The 21,969-nt window shown below is 59.8% G+C and carries 17 protein-coding genes; 10 read left to right on the top strand and 7 right to left on the bottom strand.

The window, feature by feature from the left end; translation table 11 throughout:
- Window positions 1-9: 9 nt before the first annotated feature.
- Window positions 10-1,113: a sugar phosphate isomerase/epimerase family protein gene (locus J3P75_RS13550; RefSeq protein WP_434711108.1), complete on the bottom strand. Its 1,104-nt coding sequence runs from the start codon at window positions 1,111-1,113 to the stop codon at window positions 10-12.
- Window positions 1,110-2,276 carry a Gfo/Idh/MocA family protein gene (locus J3P75_RS13545; RefSeq protein ID WP_434711106.1) on the bottom strand — a complete coding sequence of 389 codons (1,167 nt, stop codon included), beginning with the start codon at window positions 2,274-2,276 and terminating at the stop codon, window positions 1,110-1,112. The genes J3P75_RS13550 and J3P75_RS13545 overlap by 4 nt, the downstream gene beginning before the upstream one ends.
- 185 nt (window positions 2,277-2,461) lie before the next feature.
- On the opposite strand from J3P75_RS13545, the gene J3P75_RS13540 reads away from it, so the two are divergent.
- The 4 genes from J3P75_RS13540 to J3P75_RS13525 all read left to right on the top strand — a co-directional run bounded on the left by J3P75_RS13540 (window position 2,462) and on the right by J3P75_RS13525 (window position 5,713).
- Window positions 2,462-3,460 (top strand): LacI family DNA-binding transcriptional regulator, encoded by a 999-nt coding sequence (locus J3P75_RS13540; RefSeq protein ID WP_434711104.1) that lies wholly within the window; start codon window positions 2,462-2,464, stop codon window positions 3,458-3,460.
- Window positions 3,461-3,527: 67 nt separating this feature from the next.
- Complete coding sequence (locus J3P75_RS13535) at window positions 3,528-3,680, top strand: hypothetical protein (protein WP_434711102.1); 153 nt, start codon at window positions 3,528-3,530, stop codon at window positions 3,678-3,680.
- A 463-nt stretch (window positions 3,681-4,143) separates the two neighbouring features.
- A complete protein-coding gene (locus J3P75_RS13530) occupies window positions 4,144-4,674 on the top strand; it encodes a DJ-1/PfpI family protein (protein WP_434711100.1) in 531 nt (176 codons plus the stop codon).
- A gap of 22 nt (window positions 4,675-4,696) precedes the next feature.
- Window positions 4,697-5,713 (top strand): alpha/beta hydrolase, encoded by a 1,017-nt coding sequence (locus tag J3P75_RS13525; protein ID WP_434711098.1) that lies wholly within the window; start codon window positions 4,697-4,699, stop codon window positions 5,711-5,713.
- A 59-nt stretch (window positions 5,714-5,772) separates the two neighbouring features.
- Here the strand turns inward: J3P75_RS13525 and J3P75_RS13520 are convergent, their stop codons facing one another.
- A complete protein-coding gene (locus J3P75_RS13520) occupies window positions 5,773-6,729 on the bottom strand; it encodes a LysR family transcriptional regulator (RefSeq protein WP_434711097.1) in 957 nt (318 codons plus the stop codon).
- A gap of 100 nt (window positions 6,730-6,829) precedes the next feature.
- Here J3P75_RS13520 and J3P75_RS13515 point away from each other — a divergent pair, with 100 nt between their 5' ends.
- Together J3P75_RS13515 and J3P75_RS13510 are read left to right on the top strand one after the other, a co-directional pair.
- Window positions 6,830-7,564, top strand: coding sequence for an SDR family oxidoreductase (locus J3P75_RS13515; RefSeq protein WP_434711095.1), 735 nt, complete (start codon window positions 6,830-6,832; stop codon window positions 7,562-7,564).
- A 31-nt stretch (window positions 7,565-7,595) separates the two neighbouring features.
- A complete protein-coding gene (locus J3P75_RS13510; protein ID WP_434711094.1) occupies window positions 7,596-8,693 on the top strand; it encodes an alkene reductase in 1,098 nt (365 codons plus the stop codon).
- 14 nt (window positions 8,694-8,707) lie between these two features.
- Here the strand turns inward: J3P75_RS13510 and J3P75_RS13505 are convergent, their stop codons facing one another.
- From J3P75_RS13505 to gcvA, 4 genes are all read right to left on the bottom strand, one after another.
- Window positions 8,708-9,616 (bottom strand): LysR substrate-binding domain-containing protein, encoded by a 909-nt coding sequence (locus J3P75_RS13505; RefSeq protein ID WP_434711292.1) that lies wholly within the window; start codon window positions 9,614-9,616, stop codon window positions 8,708-8,710.
- A gap of 307 nt (window positions 9,617-9,923) precedes the next feature.
- A complete protein-coding gene (locus tag J3P75_RS13500) occupies window positions 9,924-10,685 on the bottom strand; it encodes an SDR family oxidoreductase (protein ID WP_434711092.1) in 762 nt (253 codons plus the stop codon).
- Window positions 10,686-10,713: 28 nt separating this feature from the next.
- Entirely contained in the window at window positions 10,714-11,541 is an 828-nt protein-coding gene (locus J3P75_RS13495) for an EamA family transporter (RefSeq protein WP_434711091.1), read from the bottom strand.
- A gap of 81 nt (window positions 11,542-11,622) precedes the next feature.
- Complete coding sequence (gene gcvA, locus J3P75_RS13490; RefSeq protein ID WP_434711089.1) at window positions 11,623-12,516, bottom strand: transcriptional regulator GcvA; 894 nt, start codon at window positions 12,514-12,516, stop codon at window positions 11,623-11,625.
- Window positions 12,517-12,757: 241 nt separating this feature from the next.
- Here gcvA and J3P75_RS13485 point away from each other — a divergent pair, with 241 nt between their 5' ends.
- The 4 genes from J3P75_RS13485 to J3P75_RS13470 all read left to right on the top strand — a co-directional run bounded on the left by J3P75_RS13485 (window position 12,758) and on the right by J3P75_RS13470 (window position 21,351).
- On the top strand, window positions 12,758-14,497 hold the full coding sequence (locus J3P75_RS13485; protein WP_434711087.1) for a dipeptidase: 1,740 nt from the start codon (window positions 12,758-12,760) through the stop codon (window positions 14,495-14,497).
- 975 nt (window positions 14,498-15,472) lie between these two features.
- The gene (gene mexE / locus J3P75_RS13480; RefSeq protein ID WP_090283543.1) at window positions 15,473-16,726 is read left to right on the top strand and encodes a multidrug efflux RND transporter periplasmic adaptor subunit MexE; all 1,254 of its coding nucleotides are present in this window, start codon (window positions 15,473-15,475) and stop codon (window positions 16,724-16,726) included.
- 15 nt (window positions 16,727-16,741) lie between these two features.
- On the top strand, window positions 16,742-19,933 hold the full coding sequence (locus J3P75_RS13475; protein ID WP_090283546.1) for an efflux RND transporter permease subunit: 3,192 nt from the start codon (window positions 16,742-16,744) through the stop codon (window positions 19,931-19,933).
- Window positions 19,930-21,351 carry an efflux transporter outer membrane subunit gene (locus tag J3P75_RS13470; RefSeq protein WP_208937480.1) on the top strand — a complete coding sequence of 474 codons (1,422 nt, stop codon included), beginning with the start codon at window positions 19,930-19,932 and terminating at the stop codon, window positions 21,349-21,351. The genes J3P75_RS13475 and J3P75_RS13470 overlap by 4 nt, the downstream gene beginning before the upstream one ends.
- Window positions 21,352-21,969: the final 618 nt, after the last annotated feature.

Genomic DNA, 21,969 nt, shown 5'->3' with positions numbered 1-21,969 from the left:
GGGTGAAACTCAGGCGTCGGGCAAGCCCAGCAAGCGCCTGTTGGAAGCCGCGTCGCTGGCCACGCTGACGAAATCGTCAAAGGCCTTTTGGCTCCGGGTAATCATGTGCTCGCGGATAAATGCAGCGCCCTCGGCAGCACCTTGCGCGGAGTCTTTCAGGCAGCATTCCCACTCCAGCACGGCCCAGCCGCTGAACCCGTATTGGGTCAGCTTGCTGAAAATCGACTTGAAGTCGATCTGCCCGTCACCCAGCGAACGAAACCGTCCAGGACGCTCGACCCAGCCCTGATAACCGCCATAAACCCCGGAGCGCGCATCCGGACGGAATTCCGCGTCCTTGACGTGGAACATGCGGATGCGTGAGTGATAACGGTCGATAAAGCCCAGGTAATCCATCTGCTGCAGCAACAAGTGGCTGGGGTCGTAGAGGATGGCGGCGCGGGGATGATGATTGACCGCGTCAAGAAAACGCTCGAAGGATGCGCCGTCATGCAGGTCTTCACCGGGGTGAATTTCGTAGCACAGATCGACACCGGCCTCGTCAAAACAATCGAGGATCGGCAGCCAGCGCTTGGCCAGTTCGGCAAACCCTTGTTCGACCAGACCGTTGGGGCGCTGCGGCCACGGGTACATGTAGGGCCACAGCAGAGCCCCGGAAAACGTGGCGTGTGCGGTCAGGCCAAGACGCTGGCTGGCCCGCGCCGCCAGTTTCAATTGCTCGATGGCCCACTCGGTGCGCGCCTGAGGCTGGCCGCGCAAATGAGCCGGCGCAAAATCATCGAACAACGCATCGAACGCCGGATGAACCGCCACCAATTGCCCTTGCAGGTGTGTCGACAGTTCACTGATTTCCACGCCGGCGCGGGCGCACACGGCTTTCAATTCATCGCAATAGCTCTGGCTTTCAGCTGCGCGTTGCAGATCGATAAAGCGTGTGCCCAGCGTCGGCAGTTGAATGGCGCTGTAGCCTTGGGACGCCGCCCATTGCGCGATATTGGCCAGGGTGTCGAATGGCGCTTCATCGCCGATGAACTGCGCCAGAAAGATCCCCGGGCCGCGCAGGCCTTGCGAGACAGCGGCAGTTGCGCTCACAGCGGACGCTTGCGGTTTCATACGTTGCACTCCAAAGGGGTCCATTTGGCATCGCTGCGGTGACTGACAATGGCCGCCTCGATAAACGCCATGCCGCGCAGGCCGACTTCGATCCCCGGCACGCCAGGTGCGGCATGGTTTACCCCGCCTGCGCGGATGGCCGTGGCAAAGTCGCTGTACAGATTGGCCATCGCTTCCAGATAACCTTCGGGATGCCCGGCGGGCAGGCGCATACGTTGGGTCGCGGCCTCGCACAACCACGGCTGCCCGGTGCCGGAACGCAGGATGCGCATCGGTTGGTCGAGTGAGCGATGAATCAGGCTGGCGGGCTGTTCCTGGCGCCATTCGAGGCCGCCCTTGTCACCGTAGACCCGAATGCTTAGCGGGTTTTCTTCGCCCGCGCAGACCTGACTGGCAATCAGCATCCCGCTGGCGCCCTGCGCCATCTTGAACAGCATGGCGGCGTCGTCATCCAACTGACGGCCCTCGACGTGCACGCCGAGGTTGGCACACAGGTGGGTGATGGCTTGATCAGCGACAAACTCCGCCAGGGAAAACGCGTGGGTGCCAATATCGGCGATGCAGCCGCCCGCACCGGACAATTCCGGCTGCCCGCGCCACTCGGCCTGCTTGTTGCCCTGCCCGGCCACATCCTGGCTGAGCCAGCCCTGGGGATACTCCACCAGCACCTTGCGTACGTTACCGATCACTCCGCTACGCACCATGTCCCGCGCTTGCCAGACCATCGGGTAACCGAGGTAGGTATGGGCCAGACCATAGAGCCCGGCGCTGCCGTTCAATCGGATTTTCAGGTCCTGCAATTCAGCGAGGCTCAATGCGGCGGGTTTCTCGCTGAACACATGGAAACCTGCAGCCAATGCCTCGCTGGCCACCGGCGCGTGTAGATGATTGGGCGTAACGATCACCAGCAACTCCATGCGCTGCTCAGCCGGTAGCGCACGCTCGGCTTCCAGCATCCATTGCCATGTGCTGTAACAACGCGACTGAGGCAGGCCCAAGCGGTTGCCGGTTCGCAGGTTGTTCTGCGCGTCGCGACTGAACGCTCCGCACACCAGCTCAAAGCGGCCATCGAGGCCCGCAGCCTGATGGTGCGCTTGAGCGATAAACGAGCCCTCTCCGCCCCCGACAAAGCCCATTCTTATTTTAGGTATCACTGTGTTCATCGCTGACCTTCTCTGTCCGGCGCGGCTGAAAGCTGTTTGCAGGCAAATGTAACCGGTTACATCTGAGCAGGAATTTAGGCGCTGGGGCGTGTGCTGTCAAACCGATAATCCACACTCCCAAGGATTCAAGCGCAGGCAGACCTGCTGTAAGCTCGCCCGACGTTCAGTTCAGACATGAGGTGGTTTTGTCCAATATCCGTGAAGTCGCCCGGCTCGCTGGCGTTTCGGTCGCCACCGTATCGCGCACCCTGAAATCGCCCGAGCGCGTGCGCCAGGCCACCCGAGACATCGTCAATGCCGCCGTCGAGCAAGCCGGTTATCGCCCCAACCTGATGGCCGTGCAATTCCGCTCACGGCGCACCGGCAATCTGGTGATTCTGGTTCCGAAAATTGCCAACAGTTTTTTTGCCCGGGTGATCAGCGGCGCGCAATCCGCTGCCCAGGCCGCCGGTTACCGACTGCTGCTCTGCGATACCCAGGGGCGCGAAGAGATCGAACGTGAATTTGCCGAGCTGGTCTACGCGCATCAGGCCGATGGCGTGATTCAGTTGCGCGCCTATGACCCCTTCCAGACCGACAGCGCTGAGCCGCCGCCGATGGTCAACGCCTGTGAAGTCATCCAGGGCGGACGCCATCCCACCATCAGCCTCGACAACCATGCGGCTGCCAAGGCCATGACTGAACACTTGATCGGTTTGGGCCATCACCGGATTGGCCTGATCAAAGGCCCTCAACACAGTCCTCTGACCCAGCAACGGGTCGCCGGTTATCAAACGGCGTTGGCCGAGGCAGGCATCCGCAACGACCCGGCGATCATCTGCCACGGCGATTTCAGCCTGCGCGCCGGCTACGACGGCGCCGCCACCCTGCTGACGCTAAGCGATCGCCCGACTGCGCTGTTTTGTGAAAACGATGAGATGGCCATTGGCGCGCTCAAGCGCATCAAGGAAGCCGGCCTGCGCGTGCCCGAAGATATCTCGGTGGTGGGATTCGATGATATTCCGTTGGCGCACTACTGCGATCCGCCGCTGACCACGATTGCCCAGCCGGCCGAAGGCTTTGGACGCACGGCCGTGGAGATGTTGATCAACCTGATCGAGAAAAAGATCAATCCTGAGCAGCATGTGATTCTGCCTTTTGAATTGACGATACGTGAAAGTTCGGCTGCGCCTTCAGCACGATAAATACCTATCGAGGAAACCGCTCACACGCCTGCTTGCAATACAAGGCTCAAGCGCCCAAGTCCGTGGGATGCAACATATCGCCCTCGCTGCAACAAATCAGCGAGGCGCGCTGCAAAATCAGACACCTGAAGAGAACCTGAATCTGTTCACTGCAATAGTGACGATTGCGGTTTTCCGCATGGCTCCATACGCCGGTAATGGTCCATTGAAATATGTTTGACTGTGAATACCTTAAGTCATAGTCAACGCATCCGGGCAGCAATGCGAGGCGTTCAAGGGCATCTTGTACTTCAACGCAAGTTTGAGATGGGCAAACATGAAAGTGCACTCTGATTTGATTGTAACTTTCACTCGTCTGCCGTTTCTCTGGTAACTCATTCATTCAGCACCTCACTGGATACCTTCACACGTTCATTTACAGCGTGACTTGTAGAGAGTCTGCAAGTCATGCATGAGCCCTATGTAGCCGAAGCATATTTTTCGGCAGCCGAAAAGAGAACACGCGCGAATATTCAGCACTTACACAAATAAAGTGCGAATGCCGCCGGGGCCTTGGAAACGAAGCGCCTGATCGATTTGAATCGCTGGGGTGTAAGTCCTCATTCATTACTCGGCTGTATCTGAGCGCTCGACTGTTTAATGCTTGTTACAGACCTATTCAGCTGCGCGGCCAGGACACACCGATGAAAAGTTTAGCGATCATTATCCCGCCAAGGCGGATTGACGCGCCGATGCTCATGTCATGCCTGGGCGTGTGGCGCAAAAAATACAATTTGAAAATTTTTTCCGTTGATGTGCGCAACTCCGAAGAGATAGATATTGGCAATCTCAAGACTCACAACGTGCAAGAACTGCATAGCGATTGCTTTGACGCTATCGCTATCATGGGCGAGACCGGAACCAAAGAGTGTTTATGGAACAACACGGACATTATTTCCAGACTGCAAAAATTCGACAACGCGCGAAAGTTGGTCGCCGGAATTGGCCTCGGCGCGATAGTGCTGGCCCAGGCCGGTGTTCTGGTTGGAAAAAAAGCAACCATTGATAACACAGTTGAATTAGTCATTCAGTTGAAGAGTTATGGCGCCATCTTCGTACCCGACGACGTAGTGATATTGAAATGGATCATCACCGGTAACGGCAGAGATGTTGAAGCCTTTGCCGACGCCGTATCGACGTGGCTCCAAACGTCCCCGCAGCAAATCATTAAATAAACCAATGGCCTCAGGAGGCAATATGAAACATCTCGTGAAAGCGGTGCCGACGATGCTCGCCCTATCGGTCGGGTCGGCAATGGCTGCTACCGATCCGGTGCCGGAACATCAAACTCAAACCTTTCTCAACGCGCTTGCAGCGGGTGCTGGCAAGCCGCTTGAGCAACTGAGCCCTAAAGAAGCCCGCGCCGTGCTGACCGGCGCACAAAACTCGGTAAAGGTTGATTTATCGGGCGTGGAGGTCACTCACAGGACGATCACCTTCGAAGGTAAACCCCTCAAACTGACGGTGATACGGCCGGAAAAAGTCAAAGGCGAGCTTCCCGCGTTCATGTTCTTTCATGGCGGCGGCTGGGTTCTGGGAGATTACCCGACACACGCACGGCTGATTCGCGACCTGGTCGTTTCCTCCGGCGCGGTTGCGGTGTATGTCGATTACACGCCCTCCCCTGAAGCCCACTATCCCACCGCCATCAATCAGGCTTACGCGGCCACGCAATGGGTGGCCGAAAACGGTCAACAGATCAATGTCGATGGCAAGCGTCTGGCGGTGGCCGGTAACAGTGTCGGCGGCAACATGGCGGCCGTCGTGAGCCTGATGGCCAAGGAGAAAGCCAGCCCGAAGATTCGATTCCAGTTGCTCCTCTGGCCGGTCACCGACTCCAGCTTCGAGACGGACAGCTACAAGCAATTCGCGGAAGGTCATTTCCTCACCAAAAACATGATGACCTGGTTCTGGGACAGCTATACCACCGACCTGAATGCACGGGCGCAAATTCATGCATCGCCGCTCAAAGCCAGCATCGATCAGTTGAAAGGCCTTCCACCTGCACTCGTTCAAACCGCGGGGCTGGATGTGTTACGAGACGAAGGCGAAGCCTATGCGCAGAAGCTGGACGCGGCCGGGGTCGATGTCACCGCGGTTCGCTACAACGGCATGATTCATGATTATGGCCTGCTCAACCCATTGAGCCAGGTACCGCAAGTCAAAGCGGCCATGAGACAGGCAGGCACCGAGCTCAAGGCGCACCTCAACTAAGCGAGCCTTGCGCATGCCGCATTCCCGGTTGGGTGCGGCATACATCTGGTCAAACGTCCTTAGCGCTCAACATTTGCGGACGATTCGACTATCACATCCCAAGGCGCCGGCACCGGAAAGACTTCCTGTAAAAAGTCTACGAATGCCTTCACGTTGGGATTACCTCTTCGGCTTTCGGGCCAGAGTGCGGTGATGACGAACCGGTCTACGGCGTGCTCGGGAAACACCGGAACCAACTCACCTCGCTGCACAAAAGGCGCGGCAACGTAGGTCGGAGAGATACCGATGCCGCCGCCTGCCGCGAGTGTCACTGCGACGGCATCGCTTACATCGATGGTCATTGTGGCGTCGGGCGTGATCTCGACGACACGCTCACCGACCTGAAACGGCCAGCGCAGCGCCTGCCCCGAACTCTGATAGCGAAAATTCACGCAATCATGGCTGACCAGATCATCAATGTTGCGCGGTTTGCCTTTTCTGGCGAGATAACCGGGCGATGCGAATGTGCAGATTCGATGCGGGCCAAGTGGCTTGGATACCAGCCGCGAGTCAGCCAGATTGCCGACTCTGATGGCGACGTCGATGCCTTGCTCGATGATGTCGGCGAACTGATCGCCGAGCCGCAGATCCACCACTAGTTTCGGATAGCGCTCACGGAACGCAGGAAGCGCCGGGGCAAGAATGTTGACCCCGATCGGCAGCGGCGCGGTCACTTTGAGCGTTCCTGACGGCTCGCCCCTCGACGCGACAGCGGCTTGTTCGATGTCCTCGACCTCACGGATTACCCGCAATGCACGCTCGTACAGCTCGCGTCCCTCGGGGGTCAGGGTCAATGAGCGAGTAGTCCGGCTGAAAAGCCGCAGGCCGAAATGTTCTTCCAGGCGCTGAACACTTTTGCTGACTGCCGAAGGCGAGACAGAGAGATCGCGTGCAGCCGCTGTGTAACTACCCAGCGAGGCCGTGCGAGCGAAGGCGATGAGACCTGTCAGGCGGTCCAGACCAATTTGTGCTTTCATGGCACAAGAGTAACCACTTGCAGCCCTATTATCAACGCTGGGCCAAGCGCATACGCTGTCTCCACAGCATCAATTCGATGCCCTTGAGGAGCAAACAGACATGCCTGAAGTACAGCCAAACCCGCTCAATAATCGCACTGTAGTGATCGTCGGCGGCACATCCGGTATTGGACTTTCCGCAGCCATCCAGGCCAAAGCCGCTGGCGCCAAGGTCGTGGTCATCGGTTCGAACCCGGAACGCGCCCGGCAAGCCGCCGACACCCACGGGCTGGATGGCTGGCGTGCAGCGGATGTCACCCAGCCTGAGCAGATTCAAGCGGCTCTGGCAGACCTTCCGAAGGTCGATCACCTGGTGTTGCTGGCCGGCACTTTCGTCGCAGGCAAAGTGCTCGAAGCCGACGTTGCCTATCTGCACCGCGCGTTCGATGAGCGAATCTGGGCCTCTATCCATGCGCTGAGAGCACTCGGTGATCGTCTCTCAAAAGACGGCTCCGTCACCTTCATTTCCGGTTCACTGGCGGACCGCCCCAATGCCTACGGGACGGCGGTGCTCGCCGCTGCATCAGCGGCCATGGAAGCCTTTGCCCGTGGCCTCGCTCTCGAATTGGCGCCTGTGCGGGTCAACACCCTCTCTCCGGGACCTATCGACACGCCGATCCTCGCCAAAGCCATGGGCGATGCGCGTGACGGCTTCGTCGCGGCACTTGAACAAACCCTGCCGCTGCATCGCCTCGGTACCGCTGAAGAAGCCGGCGCGGCGGTGGTTTTCCTGATGAGCAATGGTTTCATGAACGGCGCGACGATCAATGTCGATGGCGGCGCACGCCTGGTTTGAAGCACTTTTGTCAGTTCTGTAGGAGGTATTTATGACCACACTGTTCGAGCCGCTTCAACTGGGCGCTATCACGTTACCTAACCGCATCATCATGGCCCCGATGACGCGGGCCAGGGGAACCCAGCATCACGTCCCTACCCCGATCATGGCCGACTACTACGCCCAGCGTGCGACAGCCGGCCTCATCATCAGCGAGGCGATCGGCATCAGCCAGCAAGGCCTGGGATGGGCTTACGCCACGGGTATATGGTCCGCTGAGCAGATTGCCGGATGGCGACTGATTACCGACGCGGTCCACGCTGCCGGCGGCCGGATAATCGCTCAACTCTGGCACATGGGCCGGGTGGTCCATCCGAGCTTTCTGGATGGCGCACAACCCATCGCCCCATCGGTAACGACAGCGCCTGGACTGGCCCATACCTACGCCGGTAAACAACCCTACTCCCAGGCCCGGGCGCTACCGCTTGAGGAGATACCCTCGCTGATTGCCGAGTTCGTCCAGGCAGGACGCAATGCGTTGCTGGCGGGATTTGATGGCGTGCAGATCCACGCTGCCAATGGTTACCTGATCGATCAGTTTTTACGTGACAGCGGCAATTTCCGCACCGACGCCTATGGCGGCTCGGTCGAGAACCGGGTCAGGCTGCTCAGGGAAGTGACCCAAGCGGTGGCACATGTGGTTGGAGCAGACCGGACCGGAGTTCGATTAACCCCAAGCAGTCACGACCAAGGCGTGAGGGATAGCGATCCTGTGCCTCTGTTTACTCGCGCCGCAGAAGTCTTGTCCGACATTGGCATTGCTCATCTCGAGCTACGCGAGCCGCCGGCTGACGGCAGTTTCGGCGTGTCGGAATATCCTCCAAGCGCCGCAATCATTCGTGAGGCCTTCAAAGGCACGCTGATTCTCAACTCCGATTACGATTCGGCGCGTGCCGAAGCCGCCCTGGCAACGGGCCTTGCCGATGCAGTCGCGTTTGGGCGGCCATTTATTGCCAATCCGCAGTTGCCAGAGGTGCTGCGCCGAGGCCTGCCACTGGCGCAGGAGGACCGTTCGACATGGTTCAGCCAAGGGGTAGAAGGGTATACCGATTATCTCGGTCTTCGATCCGGCCAGGTTGCAACACAGTGATCACTGACGCGCGCCTAGGCGTGCGTTACCAGCAGCGCTTCGCACTTGTCTTTCAAGTACGCGTAAAGCAAACGAAGCGCTGGCGTAAACTGCTTGCGGTGCGGGCACACAAAGCTCAGAGGATAAAGCTCACCGGGAATATCAGGCAGTAACACCTCCAGGTGACCGGCACTTACATCCTCACAAACGTCCAACCATGATTTGTACAAAATCCCTTCGCCGGCGATGGCGCAGCGTCGAATGACGTCTGCGTCGTCACTCAGAACAGGGCCGTTTACGATGACCGAGTCATTCTCCGGCAAATTGGGAAATATCCACCGGTCGTAGAGCTTTCCATTCATGTGGAAGCGCAGGCAAGCGTGTTCCTTCAGGTCTCCCACCGATTCGGGCCGTCCGTGCAGCGCGATATAAGCCGGCGATGCCGCGATGACGCGGCGATTGCCTGGCACCAAGGGCAGCGAGATGAAGTCAGCGTTTTGCATCGTGCCATATCGGACGGCCACGTCTACGGGATCACGAAAGATGTCCGAGACGCTGTCGGACAACATGACGCGGAGCACCAAGCCGGGATTCTCGCGGCGAAAATCGATTAGCCACGGAAGCAGCACGTTTCTGCCGAAATCCGAGGCACTGGCGATCTGCAAAACCCCATGGAGTTGCCGATCGTCCTGCTGTAATCCGGCTCGCCCCTCGCTCAGCGTATTAAGCACTTCCCGCGCATAAGGCAGATAGCGCTCGCCTTCTGCAGTCAGGCGCAGACTTCGTGTGGAACGCGCAAACAGGCGCGTATCGAGTTCACATTCCAAGCGCTTTATGGCAGCGCTGATCTGTGCCGGAAACAGATCCATTTCTCGGGCTACGGCAGAGAAACTATCCACTGTTGCCACACGCACAAAAATCGCCAGGTCGTTAAATCTGATCATCATTGCCTTCTCTTGATATGAACCCACAGGCACTGAAAAGCCCATATGAGACGGCAGAGCAAAAAAGGTATTCCACGTAAGGCATGATTTTTCGAGCGTTTCCCTGAATCATTTCATCCGCTTTGATTGCACGCCCAAGCGCTGTCTGAAACGCCGTTCATGGATAGGCAGGCGCAGCGTGCAAATTAGGGGTTTGCGGGAAACATGGAAATGCAGGCCAATGGAAATTCAGACGTGCCAGGCTGGCACAAATGGAGTTGATCAGTGCCGCACCCAAGCGGGGTGCAATGGCACGTCTATCAACGAGTCATTTACCTCCTGTCACATCCAGAAAGGTACCAGTGACAAACGATGCCTCCGCGCTCGCCAGCCATAGAATGGCCCGCGCCACTTCCTCCGGCTGCCCGCCTCGGCCCATGGGAATCGAGTCCTTGACGCGGTCGACCCGCCCGGGTTCGCCACCGCTGGCGTGCATGTCGGTGTAGATGTGGCCGGGGCGGATGCAGTTGACGCGTATGCCTTCACGCGCGACTTCCTTGGCCAAGCCGATGGTGAAGGTTTCCAGCGCGCCTTTCGACGCGGCGTAGTCGACGTATTCATTGGGGCTGCCGAGACGCGCGGACGCGGACGACACGTTGATCACCACGCCGCCCGGGCCGTTATGCCGGTGCGACATGCGCTTGATCGCCTGCTGGGCGCACAGGATCGGCCCGATGGCGTTGACTGCAAAGATGCGTTGCATCCGCGCGAAGTCGAGGTCTTCAAGTCGCGATTGTCTGGCCAGCATCCCGGCATTGTTGACCAGCACGTCGATGCGTCCGAACGTGCGGTCGATGGCCGCAAACAGCTCGGCGACCTGTTCAGGATCGGCACTGTCAGCGCGCACCGCCAACCCTCTGCGTCCTGAGGCTTGTATGTCCGCGATCACTGTCTGCGCCGCGGACTCGTTAGCCACATAGCTGATGGCGACGTCGTAGCCTTGCGCGGCGGCGAGTCGGGCTGTAGCGGCGCCGACTCCGCGGCTGCCACCGGTTATCAGCATCAACGGTGCCTGCGAGACTTCATTCATGAACCTGGCTCCTGAACAGTCGGCCGTGTCAGCCGATGATGAAAATGCCGCCGACGATCACCACGCACGCCAATATCCGCCGGGCGCTGAGTGCCTCGCCGAGAAACAGATAGCCGATTAACGCCGCGAACAGCACGCTGGTTTCGCGCAATGCCGATACCGCGCCCAGCGGCGCTTCGTTCATCGCGTAGATGACAATGGCGTAGGCCAGCAATGACACCAGTCCGCCGACCACCGCGGCCAGGGTTCCCGGCCGCAGCGTGAACAGGCTGCGGGCGTCGCGCAGGCCGATGTACACCGCTGGCATCAGCACACCCCACAACGCGCACATCCACACCGTATAAGCCAGCGGCGCGCCAGACAGCCTGGCGCCGATACCGTCGACAACGCTGTAGGCGGCGATAAAACAACCGGTGCCGAGCGCGTAAGGCAGGCTCGGCACCGACAGCCTGCGCCCGCTAAAGGCCAGCGAAATGATCCCGCCGGACACTAGTGCAACGCCAAGCAGTTGGCCGGGGGCGATGCGTTCGCCGGCGAAAACGGCGGCACCAAGGGTGATCAGCGCGGGCGACGATCCACGGGAAATCGGATAGACCTGGCCCAGTTCGGCGACGCGGTAACTGCGCACCAGAAACAGGTTGTAGCCGACATGCAGCAGCGCCGAGAGCACCGCGTAACCCCAACTTGCCGCCGCGGGTATCGGCATGAACACTGCGGCGATGGCACAGGTGATGGCGATGGCGATGCACATCACGGTCATCGACCACAGCCGATCGGCACCGCCGCGCAGCAGCGCGTTCCAGCTGGCATGCAACAGTGCGGCGAACAGAACCAGGATCACGATATGGGTAGGCATGGGCACCATCTTAGGTAACACGGTCAGTGGACTACAGCGAAGTCTTCTCAATGCATCATGAGTGATTCCTCATGAAGCCGCTCAGCGCACTTTCACCGCCTCCGCCATCAGCCACTGGCGAAAGCTGACAATGTGCGGCTGCGCTTCGATGCCCTTGGGGCAGACAAAGTAGTAGGCCAGCGGCGATGCGAATGGCACGTCGAACAGGCGCACCAGTCGGCCATCGGCAATCTCGTTCTCGACGTGGCCGCTGCGCACCAACGCCACACCCTGACCGAGCAACGCGGCTTCTACGGTCATGTTGGTGTCGCCAAACCGGACACTTTCGCGAACGGGCGAAAACCCCAGCCCGATGGCTTCGAACCAGGCTTCCCATTTCGGCACCAGTTCGGCGCCATCGCGTGTCAGCAGCGGAAAGTGCAGCAATTCGGCCGGGTTGTGTGGCGTGCCAATGCGCTGCAACAGCTCGGGACTGGCGACAGGAAACACCTGCTCGCCGAACAGAAATTCAGCAAACAGACCCGGATAGTTCCCCTTGCCCAGCCGGATCGCCACGTCAGCCTGGCCCGCGGCGAAATGGATGATTTTGTCCGTAGTGTCCAGCGCAACCACTAACTCTGGATGTTGGCGTGAAAGACTCGGCAAACGCGGCAACAGCCATTTCAGCGCAAAGGAGTACGTCGTGCTGACGCTCAGGCGCACCCTGCCCTTTTGCTCGCGCAGATCCGCCAGCGTCGCCTCCAGACTGATGAAAAATTCCCGCACGATCGGCGCCAGCGTCGCCCCCGCTGCGGTGAGGCGTAACGCTTTGCCACGCTCGAACAACTGCAGCCCCCACAGCGCTTCGAGGTGTTTGAGCTGATGGCTGACCGCGCTCTGGGTCACGTGCAGTTCTTCTGCCGCAGCGGTAAAGGTCGGGTGCCGGGTGGCAACTTCAAAGGCACGCAAGGTCGCAGTCGGCGGGAGATCTTTCATGGGCGTGTCATCCGAACGAATTGTCGGCCACGAGCTGAGCATGAATAACCGCTCATGATCAAGCCATGACGAGTTTTTGCGCATGGAGCGTTTTCATCGATGCGTCGCTTTTGCCGTTCTGTGCGACACGTCCCGTTTCAGGGCTCCCGCATTCCTGCGCAGCGGTGGTAGTTTGTAAGTGCATGTGTCTTGAGATTCAGGCACGACTTATTTATCACTCTGCAAAGGAATGCCTTTCGCAATGAATGTCCCTTTCAAAAAACTCGCGGCGACCACACTGATACTGGCCGGCCTCGCCGTCTTCACCGCGCCTGCGCAAGCCAACATCACCGCGCAGCAAAGCGCCGAAATACTGAAAAGCTACAACGCCGCATCGGTGACTGATTTCCATCAGTTCCTCAGCGAACTGGGCAAAAATGATCTGGCAAAAAAAGCCCAGATCAGCCCGGCCATCGGTGCTTATCTGGATAAAAAGACCCTGACCGCTGAACAGCAGAACGAGATCTACCGCCTGCTTGGTCTCTACACGCGGGTCAAATACAGCGCAGCGGCCACCGAAACCCTGCGTGAGCTGGTCGAAATCCCGACTTATCGCAAGGACGGCGTCGAGCAGCACGACAACCCGGAATTCATCAAAATCGCCGCGAAGATCAAGAGCCTCGCCGAGTCGTTCGGTCTGAAATTCCGCAACATCGACAATCGTGTCTACGAGATTTCCCTCGACGGCAGCGGCGATGAAGTCGTGGGTATTCATGCACACGCCGACGTGGTGCCGGTGACTCCGGAAAACTGGGTGCTCAAGGATGGCACCCGCCTCGACCCGTTCAAGATCACCCTGATCGGTGATCGCATGTACGGTCGCGGCACAGAAGATGACAAGAACGGCATCGTCGTCACCCTGTACGCGATGAAGGTCATAAAGGAAGAAAAGCTGCCGCTGGTGCGCAACTTCAAGCTGCTGGTCGACACCACCGAAGAAACCACCGGTGATGCCATTCCTTACTACTTCGAACGCAATCCGACACCCAACTACAACCTCGCACTGGACGGCGGCTACCCGGTGGTGATTGCCGAAAAAGGTTACGGCACCGTCATGGCCAACTTCGCCAAGCGCAAAGGCGAAGGCAACGGTGCAGAAATCGTTGCGTTGACCGGCGGCATGGCGACCAATCAGATCCCATCTGCCTCGGTGGCCACCTTGCTTACCGACAAGCCTGCGGAACTGGCGGCCAGCCTGCAAAAGGCCGGTAGCGAATACGCCAAGCGCAACGGCGGCAATTTCGAGGTCAGCGCCAAAGTCGATGGCAAGGACGTCAAACTGACGGTGACCGGCGTATCCGCGCACTCCTCCGAACCCGAGTCCGGGGTCAATCCGGTGGCCCGCATGCTCGACTTCATCAATAGCCTTGATGGCAAGGTCGCGCTCAAGCACAACCACATCACCGACGCCGCCCGTTACCTCGCCGACAACTGGGGCCTGGATTACCTCGGCAACAAGCTCGGCGTCGGTTTCTCCGACGCGTTCATGGGGCCGCTGACCACCTCGCCGACCTTTGTCGGCATGGACGACAAGACCTTCAAACTGGCGGTCAATCTGCGTGTGCCGAAAGGCAAATCGCCGGAGAAGCTGAAAGCCGAAATCGCCGACAAGCTCGCCGCCTGGAGCAAGAAAACCCACGTTGGGGTGGCGTTCGATTATTCGGTCGCAGCACCGATGTACCGCAACCCTGAGGGAGAATGGGTCAAGGCGTTGCTGGCAGTCGCCACCGAAAACCTCGGCATGAAACACGAGTTCGGCACCTCCGCCGGCGCGACCTCCGTTCATGAATTGCCGAACGGCGTGCAGTTCGGCCTGGCCATGCCGAACGTGAAATACACCGGGCACACTGATGGGGAGTTCAAGACCGTCGAGCAATTCCAGCTGGACCTGCAGATCGTCACCGAAATGATCGGCCGCATCGGTCAGTTGCCGAAACTCTGATTGGCCAGCCGAACCCGCCGCAATGGCGGGTTCGGCGTTTGAATTGCCGCGTAAACCCGTGGGGGCCAGCCTGCTGCCGATGGCGGTGGGTCTGGCAATGAAAGGGTTGCCTGTGCGGCCGCCATCGCTTGCAGGCAAGCTCCCACATTTGAGCGCACTCATCAGGCTTGACATTCTCACGGGGCACAGTCAAAAGCCAACCCTCACCCTAGCCCTCTCCCGGAGGGAGAGGGGACTGACCGTGGTGGATGTGAGATATACGCCGACTTGGGATACCGAGTCGTACGCGATTTTCAAAGCCAAAGCAGATCGGCTCCCTCTCCTGGGGGAGAGGGTTGGGGTGAGGGGCGAATCCACCACAAATCCCAAAGCCATGCGACGCTCCCAACCACTCAACAATGAGCGCAAGCTCGAGTGCTTTTGATCTTGCGTCACCGGCGACATCGGAAGGCTGAGCGGAGGGATTGATCCGGGCGTGGGAGCGCAGCGACCGTCTGGCGCAGCCAGACACAGCGGAAGGAGGTGCAGCGAAGCAAACCGTAGCCGCTGCGCCCGGATCAATCCCGCAGCGAAGGGACCCGAGCTTGCGAGGGCTGAACGCAGGAGCAAGCCTTTTGGTTCCTTTTTGGCGTCTGAAAAAGGGACTCGCCGTAAGGGCGAAACCGCCAGCCGCAACACCCGCAGCAACGGATATGTGCCCGAAACCAAAAAAACCAGCGCCCGAAAGAAAGCCATCGCTTGCAGGCAAGCTCCCACAAAATCCAATGCCACCCACGAATCGTGATCGTTGCACAAAAAGCAACACATCATTGCCCAAAAACCTATTGATAGCCCCCTAACGAAAGGCGCACGCTAGAGGGCTGCTTCGGGTCTTATATCATTCCGAATGATAGTTACCTTTGCTTCATTCGATTCGTGCCATCACACCCCGCCGAGCATCATCCGCCCATCTTCAATACTTTGGCGGATGCATCCATGGAACATTCACTCAAACATTTGCGCTTCCCGATGGCCCTGTTGGCCGTACTGGTGATGAGCGCCTGCGGCAAAACCCCGGAGACCACCGCTGCCATGCCTCCTGCAAAAGTCAGCGTGGCCAAGGTGCTCGAACAACCGGTCAATGAGTGGGACGAATTCACCGGGCGCCTCGAGGCGCCGGAAACCGTTGAAATCCGCCCGCGGGTCTCCGGCCAGATCGATCAGGTTGCCTTCACCGAAGGCGCACTGGTCAAGAAAGGCGACCTCCTGTTCCAGATCGACCCGCGTCCGTTCCAGGCCGAGGTCCGCCGCCTCGAAGCACTGGTCGCCCAGGCCCGCGCCACCGCCACCCGCAGCGAAAACGAAGCCGCTCGCGGCGAACGTCTGCGCACCAGCAACGCGATCTCCGCCGAACTGGCTGATTCGCGCACCAGCGCTGCCCAGGAAGCCCGCGCCGCCGTCGGTGCTCTGCAAGCGCAACTCGATCTGGCCAAACTGAACCTGAGCTTCACCCGCGTCACCGCGCCGATCAGCGGCCGCGTCAGCCGTGCCGAGATCACCGCCGGCAACCTGGTGACCGCCGACACCACTGCGCTGACCAGCGTCGTTTCGACCGACAAGGTCTACGCCTACTTCGACGCCGACGAGCGCGTATTCCTCAAGTACACCCAACTGGCCCGCAACGGTCAGCGCGGTGCGACCACCCCGGTGTACATGGGCCTGTCCAACGAAGACGGCAACCCGCACCTGGGTCAGATGAACTTCGTCGACAACCAGGTCAACCCGAAAACCGGCACCATCCGTGGCCGCGCGGTGTTCGACAACACTGACGGCACCTACACCCCAGGCCTGTACGCACGGCTGAAACTGGTCGGCAGCGGCACCTACAACGCCATGCTGATCAACGACGAAGCCGTCGGCACCGACCTGGGCAAGAAGTTCGTGCTGGTGATGGATGCGGACAACAAAACCGCGTACCGCCCTGTCGAACTCGGGCCGAAAATCGAAGGCCTGCGCATCGTCCGCACCGGTCTGCAAAAAGACGACACGATCATCGTCAAGGGCCTGCAGCGGGTGCGTCCCGGCTCGCCAGTCACCCCTGAAGTGATTCCGATGGCCAGCGAGCAGACCCTCGCCGCCCTCGCCCAACAACGTCAAGCGCTGGAAGCCAGCAACCTGCCCAAAGTCGCCCCTGCCAAAGGCGCGTCGGGTTCGGCTGCGAAGCTGGCTGCTACGACCCCACGCGGTTAAGGGACGACAACTCCGATGAATTTTTCCCAATTCTTCATTTCCCGGCCGATCTTCGCAGCGGTGCTGTCGCTGTTGATCCTGATCGCCGGTGCGATCTCGCTGTTCCAGTTGCCGATCAGCGAATACCCGGAAGTTGTGCCGCCGACCGTGGTGGTGCGTGCCAACTTCCCGGGTGCCAACCCCAAAGTCATCGGTGAAACCGTGGCCGCGCCGTTGGAGCAAGCCATCACCGGCGTCGAGAACATGCTGTACATGTCCTCGCAATCGACCGCTGACGGCAAGATCACCCTGACCATCACCTTCGCTCTGGGCACTGACCTGGACAACGCGCAGGTACAGGTGCAGAACCGCGTGACCCGGACCGAGCCGAAACTTCCAGAAGAAGTGACGCGCATCGGTATCACCGTCGACAAGGCCTCGCCCGACCTGACCATGGTTGTGCACTTGACCTCGCCGGACAAACGCTACGACATGCTCTACCTGTCCAACTACGCGATCCTCAACATCAAGGATGAGCTAGCGCGTCTGGGTGGTGTCGGTGACGTGCAGCTGTTCGGTATGGGCGATTACTCGCTGCGTGTCTGGCTCGATCCGAACAAGACCGCTTCGCGCAATCTGACCGCGACCGACGTGGTCACTGCGATCCGCGAGCAGAACCGTCAGGTCGCTGCCGGCCAGCTCGGCGCGCCCCCTGCCCCGACCGCGCAAAGCTTCCAGTTGTCGATCAACACCCAGGGCCGTCTGGTCACTGAGGAAGAGTTCGAAAACATTGTGATTCGTGCTGGCGACGACGGTGAAATCACCCGCCTCAAAGACATCGCGCGCGTCGAGCTCGGCTCCAGCCAGTACGCCCTGCGTTCGCTGCTGAACAACCAGCCGGCCGTGGCGATTCCGATCTTCCAGCGCCCGGGCTCCAACGCCATCGATATCTCGAACGAAGTTCGCGGCAAGATGGAAGAGCTGAAGAAAGGCTTCCCGCAGGGCATGGACTACAGCATCGTCTATGACCCGACGATCTTCGTGCGCGGCTCGATCGAGGCGGTGGTGCACACCCTGTTCGAAGCACTGATCCTCGTGGTGCTGGTGGTGATCCTGTTCCTGCAGACCTGGCGCGCCTCGATCATTCCGTTGGTGGCGGTGCCGGTATCGTTGATCGGTACGTTTGCGGTCATGCACCTGTTCGGCTTCTCGCTCAACGCCTTGTCACTGTTCGGTCTGGTACTGGCGATCGGTATCGTGGTGGACGACGCCATCGTCGTGGTGGAGAACGTCGAGCGCAACATCGAACTCGGACTGACACCGGTTGAAGCGACCAAACGGGCGATGCGTGAAGTGACTGGCCCGATCATTGCGACGGCGCTGGTGCTGTGTGCGGTGTTCGTACCTGCCGCGTTCATTTCCGGCCTCACCGGGCAGTTCTACAAGCAGTTCGCCCTGACCATCGCCATCTCGACGGTGATCTCGGCCTTCAACTCGCTGACCCTGTCGCCAGCACTGGCCGCTGTTTTGCTGAAAAGCCACGACGCGCCGAAAGACCGCTTCTCGAAAGTGCTCGACAAGATCTTTGGTGGCTGGCTGTTCCGCCCGTTCAACCGTTTCTTCGATCGCGCCAGCCATGGCTACGTCGGCACCGTGCGCCGGGTCATCCGTGGCAGCGGCATCGCCCTGCTGCTGTACGCAGGCCTGATGGTGCTGACGTTCTTCGGTTTCTCCAGCACGCCGACCGGTTTTGTACCCGGCCAGGACAAGCAATACCTGGTGGCCTTCGCGCAACTGCCGGACGCCTCGAGCCTGGACCGCACCGAAGACGTGATCAAGCGCATGTCTGACCTGGCGCTGAAACAGCCAGGCGTGGAAAGCGCCGTAGCGTTCCCGGGCCTGTCGATCAACGGCTTCACCAACAGCCCGAACGCCGGCATCGTCTTCGTCACCCTGAAACCGTTCGACGAGCGTAAAGACCCGAGCATGTCCGCCGGTGCAATCGCCGGGGCCTTGAACGGCCAGTACGCGAACATTCAAGAGGCGTACATGGCGATCTTCCCGCCACCGCCGGTACAGGGTCTGGGCACCATTGGTGGCTTCCGTCTGCAAATCGAAGACCGCGGCAACCTCGGTTACGACGAGCTGTACAAAGAAACCATGAACATCATCAACAAGAGCCACAACGTGCCGGAACTGGCCGGCCTGTTCACCAGTTACACCGTGAACGTGCCACAGGTCGATGCCGCCATCGACCGCGAAAAAGCCAAGACCCACGGCGTGGCCGTCAGCGACATCTTCGACACCCTGCAGATCTACCTGGGTTCGCTGTATGCCAACGACTTCAACCGCTTCGGGCGCACCTATCAGGTCAACGTTCAGGCCGAACAACAGTTCCGCCTCGAATCCGATCAGATCGGTCAGCTGAAAGTACGCAACAACAAAGGCGAAATGATCCCGCTGGCGACCTTCATCAAGGTCAGCGACACCTCGGGTCCGGATCGTGTGATGCACTACAACGGCTTCATCACCGCTGAAATCAACGGTGCAGCAGCTCCCGGCTACAGCTCCGGCCAGGCCGAAAAAGCCATCGAGAAACTGCTCAAGGACGAACTGCCGAACGGCATGACCTACGAGTGGACCGACCTGACCTACCAGCAGATTCTGTCCGGCAACACCGCGCTGTTCGTGTTCCCGCTCTGCGTACTGCTGGCGTTCCTGGTGCTCGCCGCGCAGTACGAAAGCTGGAGCCTGCCACTGGCGGTGATCCTGATCGTACCGATGACCCTGCTGTCGGCCATCACCGGTGTGATCATCTCCGGCGGTGACAACAACATCTTTACCCAGATCGGCCTCATCGTACTGGTGGGACTTGCATGCAAGAACGCGATTCTGATCGTCGAATTTGCCAAGGACAAACAGGAAGAAGGCCTCGACCCGCTTGCCGCGGTACTGGAAGCCTGCCGTCTGCGTCTGCGGCCGATCCTGATGACTTCCTTCGCGTTCATCATGGGTGTGGTGCCACTGGTGTTCTCCAGCGGTGCCGGTGCCGAGATGCGTCATGCCATGGGTGTGGCGGTGTTCTCCGGGATGCTCGGGGTGACCTTCTTCGGTCTGTTGCTGACGCCAGTGTTCTACGTGCTGATCCGTAACTTCGTTGAACGCAGTGAGGCCCGCAAGGCGGCCAAGGCGCACAACCTTCCAAAGCCACTGGAGGCGCATCAATGAGTCTGAAAGTCTTCCTGCCGAGCCTGTTGGTGCTGGCCCTCAGCGCCTGCGCCGTCGGCCCCGACTACAAGACCCCAGCCACGGAGGCGGCCAACATCACGGCCGCCACCGACGGCGCCGCCGGGCAAAAGAACTTCGACCGGTCGAAATTCGAAGGCATCTGGTGGCAGCAATTCGATGACCCGACCCTCAACCAGTTGGTCACGCAATCGCTGCAAGGCAACCGTGAACTGCGCGTAGCGTTCGCCCGTTTGAAAGCCGCTCGGGCAATCCGCGACGATGCCAGCAACGATGCGATGCCGACCATCACCAGCCGTGCCAGCAGTGACCTGGGCAAAGGCCAGATTCCCGGCCAGACCACCGACCGGGTCAACAGCGAACGCTACGATCTGGGCCTGGACATGGCCTGGGAACTGGACCTGTTCGGGCGCATCCAGCGCAATCTGGAAGCCAGCGACGCCGACCAGCAGGCGGCCGAAGCCGACCTGTATCAACTGCAAGTCACGATGATCGCCGAACTGGTCGACGCTTACGGGCAACTGCGCGGTGCGCAACTGCGTGAAAAGATTGCCGTGGCCAACCTGAACAACCAGGTGGAGTCGCGCAAGATTACCGTCAGCCTGCGTGATGCCGGTGTCGGTGATCAGCTCGACGTCGAACGGGCCGATGCGCGCCTGGCCAACGTCGAAGCCACCGTGCCGCAGTTGCAGGCGGAACAGGTGCGGCAGAAAAACCGCATCGCCACGCTGCTCGGCGAACGTCCGGACAAGCTGACCGTTGACCTCAGCCCGAAAGACCTGCCAGCGATTGCCAAGGCCTTGCCGATCGGCGATCCGGGTGAATTGCTGCAACGTCGCCCGGACATTCTCAGCGCTGAACGCCAACTGGCCTCGGCCACGGCGCGTATCGGTGTAGCGAAAGCCGATCTGTTCCCACGGGTCAGCCTCAGCGGCTTCCTCGGCTGGACGGCCGGGCGCGGTTCGCAGATCGGCTCCTCGGCCGCCAACGCCTGGGCCCTCGGCCCAAGCATCACCTGGGCTGCGTTTGACCTCGGCAGCGTGCGCGCCCGCTTGCGCGGCGCCGATGCCGAAGCCGAAGGCGCGCTGGCAACCTATGAGCAGCAAGTGCTGCTGGCACTGGAAGAATCGGAAAACGCCTTCAGCGATTACGGCAAGCGGCAGCAACGGCTTATCTCGCTGATCCGCCAGAGCGAATCAAGCCGCAAGGCCGCCGACCTCGCTGAAATCCGCTACCGCGAAGGCACCACCGACTTCCTCGTGCTGCTCGATGCGCAACGTGAACGACTGAACGCCGAAGACAGCCAGGCCCAGGCCGAAGTCGACCTGTATCGCGGCATCGTCGCCATCTACAAAGCCCTCGGCGGCGGCTGGCAGCCGGAGACCGTTGCCAGCAAGTAATCGTTGAACTGAGCTCCTTTGGTTGGCCGCAACCAACCAATTTTTTTGCCCCGCGTATCATTCGGTCGCGGGGTTTTTTTATGGTTTTTTTCAGGTGTTGTGATTTTTCCGGGGGTCGTGGTGGTTCAGTTTCAGTGGTGTCGGCTGACCGGCCGCCATCGCTTGCAGGCAAGCTCCCACAGGGATCGCGTGGACCACCAGGCCAGATGCCAGCCATCAATTCGAAAATCAAAAGCCCCTCACCCTAGCCCTCTCCCGGAGGGAGAGGGGACTGACCGTGGTGATTGGGCTAGATACGCAAATCTGAGATACCGAGTCGAATGCAAATTTCGAATCCAACCAAAATCGGCTCCCTCTCCTTGGGGAGAGGGCTGGGGTGAGGGGCGAATCCACTGAAGATCTCAAGCCATGCGACGCTTCTAACCACTCAACAATGAGCGCCAGCTCGAGTGCTCTTGATCTTGCGTCACCGGCGACATCGGAAGGCTGAGCGGAGGGATTGATCCGGGCGTGGGAGCGCAGCGACCGTACGACGAAGTCGTACACAGCGGAAGTAGGTGCAGCGAAGCAAACCGTAGCCGCTGCGCCCGGAGCGATCCCGCAGCGAAGGGACCCGAG

This window comes from Pseudomonas sp. R1-1 (genome assembly GCF_051132135.1).
Taxonomy (GTDB): domain Bacteria; phylum Pseudomonadota; class Gammaproteobacteria; order Pseudomonadales; family Pseudomonadaceae; genus Aquipseudomonas.
This window is presented reverse-complemented; position numbering and strand designations above follow the sequence as displayed.

Excerpts from the sequence above, each read along its gene's own strand:
- J3P75_RS13475 (WP_090283546.1), top strand. The coding sequence starts at position 16,742 with ATGAATTTTTCCCAATTCTTCATTTCCCGGCCGATCTTCGCAGCGGTG.
- mexE (WP_090283543.1), top strand. The coding sequence starts at position 15,473 with ATGGAACATTCACTCAAACATTTGCGCTTCCCGATGGCCCTGTTGGCC.
- J3P75_RS13530 (WP_434711100.1), top strand. The coding sequence starts at position 4,144 with ATGAAAAGTTTAGCGATCATTATCCCGCCAAGGCGGATTGACGCGCCG.
- J3P75_RS13510 (WP_434711094.1), top strand. The coding sequence starts at position 7,596 with ATGACCACACTGTTCGAGCCGCTTCAACTGGGCGCTATCACGTTACCT.
- J3P75_RS13515 (WP_434711095.1), top strand. The coding sequence starts at position 6,830 with ATGCCTGAAGTACAGCCAAACCCGCTCAATAATCGCACTGTAGTGATC.
- J3P75_RS13505 (WP_434711292.1), bottom strand. The coding sequence starts at position 9,616 with ATGATCAGATTTAACGACCTGGCGATTTTTGTGCGTGTGGCAACAGTG.
- J3P75_RS13520 (WP_434711097.1), bottom strand. The coding sequence starts at position 6,729 with ATGAAAGCACAAATTGGTCTGGACCGCCTGACAGGTCTCATCGCCTTC.
- J3P75_RS13500 (WP_434711092.1), bottom strand. The coding sequence starts at position 10,685 with ATGAATGAAGTCTCGCAGGCACCGTTGATGCTGATAACCGGTGGCAGC.
- J3P75_RS13545 (WP_434711106.1), bottom strand. The coding sequence starts at position 2,276 with ATGAACACAGTGATACCTAAAATAAGAATGGGCTTTGTCGGGGGCGGA.
- J3P75_RS13485 (WP_434711087.1), top strand. The coding sequence starts at position 12,758 with ATGAATGTCCCTTTCAAAAAACTCGCGGCGACCACACTGATACTGGCC.
- J3P75_RS13525 (WP_434711098.1), top strand. The coding sequence starts at position 4,697 with ATGAAACATCTCGTGAAAGCGGTGCCGACGATGCTCGCCCTATCGGTC.
- J3P75_RS13535 (WP_434711102.1), top strand. The coding sequence starts at position 3,528 with ATGCAACATATCGCCCTCGCTGCAACAAATCAGCGAGGCGCGCTGCAA.
- J3P75_RS13550 (WP_434711108.1), bottom strand. The coding sequence starts at position 1,113 with ATGAAACCGCAAGCGTCCGCTGTGAGCGCAACTGCCGCTGTCTCGCAA.
- gcvA (WP_434711089.1), bottom strand. The coding sequence starts at position 12,516 with ATGAAAGATCTCCCGCCGACTGCGACCTTGCGTGCCTTTGAAGTTGCC.
- J3P75_RS13470 (WP_208937480.1), top strand. The coding sequence starts at position 19,930 with ATGAGTCTGAAAGTCTTCCTGCCGAGCCTGTTGGTGCTGGCCCTCAGC.
- J3P75_RS13495 (WP_434711091.1), bottom strand. The coding sequence starts at position 11,541 with ATGCCTACCCATATCGTGATCCTGGTTCTGTTCGCCGCACTGTTGCAT.